This is a genomic window from Paraglaciecola sp. (assembly GCF_051252315.1).
Lineage (GTDB): Bacteria > Pseudomonadota > Gammaproteobacteria > Enterobacterales > Alteromonadaceae > Paraglaciecola.
Genome location: NZ_JBPOFP010000197.1, coordinates 1 through 4,688, shown reverse-complemented (window position 1 = coordinate 4,688; position 4,688 = coordinate 1). Strand labels below are relative to the sequence as shown.

The window sequence follows — 4,688 nt, the reverse complement described above, 5'->3', positions numbered from 1 at the left end:
GTTCTTAGATGTAGCTTGTTGCAAGTATTGTGTTTGTGCTAACTGTAATGCAGCGACAAACATTCTTAACTGACCTCTAGATAGCAATTCTTGAGCAGCTATTCCTTGCGACTTTATTCTTAAATCTGCTTTGTGTGGACCAGAACTTACGTAGCCATTCTTTTGGTCTCTATCTTTATTCTTTACTAATGCATCATATAAACTGAGTTCTTTATCCCACCCCCTATAGTACGAAATTTCGAAGGAAAACTCAGGTAAAAAGTCCTTTAAATTTGAATTAATTAACTCAATTAAGTCACCTTTTAAAAGACTATTTCTAGATTCACTTAACAACTCTCCTTTTTGTGAAAATAACTCAAGCCAGTAATTAAAATTTTCATTTTTGAGTGGGTTTCTATATAAGGCGTTAAGTTGTTTAAGACTTCTTTTAAAAAGTTGAATATTAGAATTAAATGATTGTTCCACGTGGAACAATAACCAATCTAAATAACTTCGTCTTAATTTTGGTGCACCAAGTAATAAATCTGAGCTTTGGGGTGTGAATATTTGAATAGGTAAACAACTTACTAAATCTGTAGCTTTTCGACTTTTTGCGCCATTTACATTAACAATACATACGTCCTCATTCGAACGCGAAATACCTAAGGTTTGACTATCTTGAACAATGCCATCAGAAGCTGAACAAAATACAGTAAACTCTGTTTGGCCACTCTGAATAACATTTTTATGTTTGTTTGTTCTAAAAGACCTGGCAAAACCTAAATAGTGTAGAGCTTCTAAAATTGAAGATTTACCGGTACCATTTTCCCCAATAAAAACATTCAATTTACTATTGGGGATGAACGAAAACTCTTTGAAGTTTCGAAAATTGATAACCTGGACTTTGTCCAGTTTCATAATATCACTACTTAATAACTAAATTCGGAACTACAGTCTCATGGGCATAATAACGTATAAAGCAGAATCGTCTTTAGCATCTTCAATAAGTGCACTACTATTTGAATCAGCCAAAGTGATAAGAACATCTTCACCATCTAAACCATTCATAACATCAATTAAATAAGCAACATTAAACCCGATTTCCAATTCGTCACCATTATATTCAACATCGACGATTTCTTCTGCCTCTTCCTGCTCTGGGTTATTTGCAGTAATCTTAAGTTCTGCGTTAGATAGATTTAAACGCACCCCTTTAAACTTCTCATTAGAAAGAATTGAAGCTCTAGAAAATGCTTGTTTTAATACATCTTTACTTGATTCAATCTTTTTATCACCGTCTTTTGGTAAAACTCTACGGTAATCTGGAAAACGCCCATCAACTAACTTACTAGTAAAAATAAAGTCTGTAGAAAAAATTCTAATATGATTTGAACCAACCTGAACCTTAACTAATTTTTCATTATCTTCAATTAAGCGAATTATCTCTAAAACACCCTTTCTTGGGATAATGACTTGCCTATTAACAAGAGTGGCACTTTCGTAAGCCATACGACATAAAGCTAACCTATGGCCGTCAGTAGCGACTGTTCGAATTAGATTATCTTCTGTTTCTAATGACATACCGTTAAGATAATAACGAACGTCTTGTTGGGCCATACAAAAATATGTACTGTCAATGAGTCGCTTTAAAGCTGTTTGTGAAATCTCAAACTCTAACTCACCTTGCCAATCTTCAAGATTAGGGTAATCATCAGCTGACAGTGTGGATAAACTAAATCGACTACGACCTGACCTAATAAGCGCCTTATTACCATCAACACTAAAGTCAATGTTACTTCCATCAGTTAAACCTTTACAAATATCCAGTAGTTTTTTGGCTGGAACTGTAATCTCGCCTTCAACAAAATCACCGGTTAACGTGACATTAGAAATTAACTCTACTTCCAAATCTGTGCCTGTTAGCCAAAGTGAGTTTTCACTAACTTTTATTAGCACATTTGATAATATTGGGAGAGTATGACGACGCTCTACTGCACCCGACACAAGTTGTAATGGTTGTAGGAAATTTTCTCTACTAATACTAAATTTCATTTTATTACTCATGAATTTCTATGAAGAAAGTGTACGAATTAGATTTTGATAGTCTTCTTTTATATCATGACTTTCTTCTCTAAGCTGAACTATTTTTCGACACGCGTGCAATACTGTTGTGTGATCTCTTCCACCAAAAGCATCACCTATTTCTGGCAAGCTATGATTTGTTAATTCTTTAGATAAAGCCATAGCCATTTGCCTAGGTCTAGCAACACTTCTACTTCGCCTTTTAGATAAAATATCAGCCATTTTGATTTTATAATACTCTGCAACCGTTTTTTGAATATTATCAATCGTCACTAACTTTTCTTGTAACGCTAACAAATCACGTAATGCTTCTCTGACAAAATCGATAGTAATCGGTCTACCTGTAAAATTTGCATTTGCGATAACTCTGTTCAGTGCGCCTTCTAATTCTCGAACGTTTGAACGTAAACGTTTAGCAATAAAGAAAGCAACTTCATCAGGTAGAAATATTTTATTCTCAACTGCTTTACGCATTAATATAGCAACTCTCGTTTCTAACTCTGGAGGCTCTATGGCTATAGTTAATCCCCAACCGAAACGAGATTTAAGCCTATCTTCAACACCATCAATTTCCTTGGGATACCTATCTGAAGTAAGAATGATCTGCTGGTTACCTTCTAATAAAGCGTTAAAAGTATGAAAAAACTCTTCTTGCGAACGCTCTTTTTTAGCAAAAAACTGAATATCATCAATTAACAATGCATCTACAGACCTGTAATAACGCTTCCATTCCTCGATAGCATTATTTTGTAATGCTTTTACCATGTCTTGAACAAACCGTTCTGAATGCATATACACCACGGTAGCATTCTTTTTATTTTGCATTATGCCGTTTCCAACAGCATGTAATAAATGGGTTTTACCTAAGCCTGTACCTCCGTATATAAACAAAGGGTTATATGCACCACCCGGATTATCAGCCACTTGTTGAGATGCAGCTCTAGCTAATTGATTAGATTTACCTTCAACGAAATTATCGAACTTGTAAGTTAAATTAATATTACTTTTATGAGCGGGGTCATTAGGTAATATAGCTTCAACAGGTTTTAAATTAGAACTTGGCTTTAACCTAGTACTTGTATTTTCAACGACCGTTTCAGATTTAACAGTTTGTTCTGTATTTTTAACTGGGCTTAAAATAACTTTGCCAGTGTTAACTTCAAAACGTAATTGAGGCGCTTCATCTACACAAAACTCACTTATCAAATTAGTAATTTGTGTGAAGTACTTATCTCTAACCCAATCTAAAACAAAACGATTCGGAGCAAACAGCGTAATATGACCGTCTTCTTGTTTTGCTTGCAAAGGTCTTATCCACATACTGAACTGTTGAATGGGTAATTCTTGTTGAAGCCTTTCTAGGCATTGATTCCATATAGACATTAAAAAAACATGCTCCAGCCTAATCAAAATAGACCTTTAAAAGAAAAATATACAAAATTAAAAAAGAAAAACTGACATCAACAGCTGAACAAAATTTAACCAAGCACTAATATAAAATTATAAGACTGTGGATTATCTCGTTAATATAGGTGGTAAGGCAACAAACTTTTAAATACAAGTTGAAATATGGATATAACAAATTGTTTTATATAGAATTATTAAAAATAATTTCAAATATAAATCTAATTACAATAGGGCTACCAACAACTAAAAATTTACTGCAAAATTTAAATTCACAATTAAAATTGTGGATAAAATACACAAATATAACTTTTATTACAAAGTAATACAAAACGACCTCTAAAATTAATCCAAACAAAACTATAATTAATTAAGTAAATGATTGACAAAGCGCTGAGTGGTCTCTATTATTCAGCGTCATTTTTGAGCACACCTGTGTTCATTTTGTTTAAACCTTATGGGATTAGGTCATGAAAAGAACTTTTCAACCAAGCAACTTAAAGCGCAAGCGTTCACACGGTTTCCGTGCCCGTATGGCGACTAAAAATGGCCGCAAGGTTATTGCTAATCGTCGTGCCAAAGGCCGTGCTCGTTTATCAGCATAATTATCCAAGGTGGGTGAAAATAACTTTTCTCGGGAGCTAAGACTACTTACTCCCACCCACTTTGAATATGTTTTCAGTAACGCAATTCCAACAGTTTCTCCCCAACTTACCTTACTAGCCAGATTCAATAACTCCAATAATGCCCGTTTAGGCATCACTTTATCTAAAAAACGTGTGAAATATGCGCATGATAGAAACAGAATTAAAAGAATTATTCGAGAGAGTTTCCGCTTACAAGGGCAAACATTTCCAAATATTGATATAGTAGTCGTTGGTAAAAGCGGCTTAGATAAAATGTCGAATCAGGAAATATTTTTCTTACTTGGTAAATTATGGAAAAAGTTAGCAAAGCGTTGCGAAAAATCCCGATTGGATTAATTAAATTCTATCAGATAGTTATTTCTCCAATGTTAGGACCAACATGCCGATTCGACCCCAGTTGTTCTTATTATGCAATTGGTGCAATAACAGAACATGGATTTATAAAAGGTTGTTGGTTAAGTATTAAACGTATTTCTAAATGCCACCCGTTACATTCAGGTGGTTATGATCCAGTACCAGAGAAAAATAAAAATAAATAATGATTTTATTCTTATTGCCCATATTAAGAATAGGTTG

Annotated in this window: 6 protein-coding genes; 3 read left to right on the top strand and 3 right to left on the bottom strand. The window is 33.9% G+C overall.

Going from position 1 to position 4,688, the window contains the following annotated elements; translation table 11 throughout:
* The 3 genes from recF to dnaA form a co-directional block, all read right to left on the bottom strand.
* Positions 1–897, bottom strand: an 897-nt coding sequence (recF, locus tag ACSHXM_RS20925) for a DNA replication/repair protein RecF (protein ID WP_435692194.1), incomplete at its 3' end; no start/stop codon positions are given.
* A 30-nt stretch (positions 898–927) separates the two neighbouring features.
* Positions 928–2,031 (bottom strand): DNA polymerase III subunit beta, encoded by a 1,104-nt coding sequence (gene dnaN / locus ACSHXM_RS20920; RefSeq protein ID WP_435692192.1) that lies wholly within the window; start codon positions 2,029–2,031, stop codon positions 928–930.
* Between the two features lie 18 nt (positions 2,032–2,049).
* Entirely contained in the window at positions 2,050–3,444 is a 1,395-nt protein-coding gene (gene dnaA, locus ACSHXM_RS20915) for a chromosomal replication initiator protein DnaA (RefSeq protein WP_435692190.1), read from the bottom strand.
* Between the two features lie 491 nt (positions 3,445–3,935).
* Between dnaA and rpmH the strand changes: the two genes are divergently transcribed.
* The 3 genes from rpmH to yidD are packed head-to-tail and all read left to right on the top strand — an operon-like array spanning position 3,936 to position 4,651.
* The gene (gene rpmH / locus ACSHXM_RS20910) at positions 3,936–4,070 is read left to right on the top strand and encodes a 50S ribosomal protein L34 (protein WP_007615483.1); all 135 of its coding nucleotides are present in this window, start codon (positions 3,936–3,938) and stop codon (positions 4,068–4,070) included.
* A 9-nt stretch (positions 4,071–4,079) separates the two neighbouring features.
* Positions 4,080–4,448, top strand: a complete 369-nt coding sequence (gene rnpA, locus ACSHXM_RS20905) for a ribonuclease P protein component (protein ID WP_435692187.1) — start codon at positions 4,080–4,082, stop codon at positions 4,446–4,448.
* A complete protein-coding gene (gene yidD / locus ACSHXM_RS20900; protein ID WP_435692185.1) occupies positions 4,403–4,651 on the top strand; it encodes a membrane protein insertion efficiency factor YidD in 249 nt (82 codons plus the stop codon). Before rnpA ends, yidD begins: the two co-directional genes overlap by 46 nt.
* The last annotated feature ends 37 nt before the right edge of the window (positions 4,652–4,688 follow it).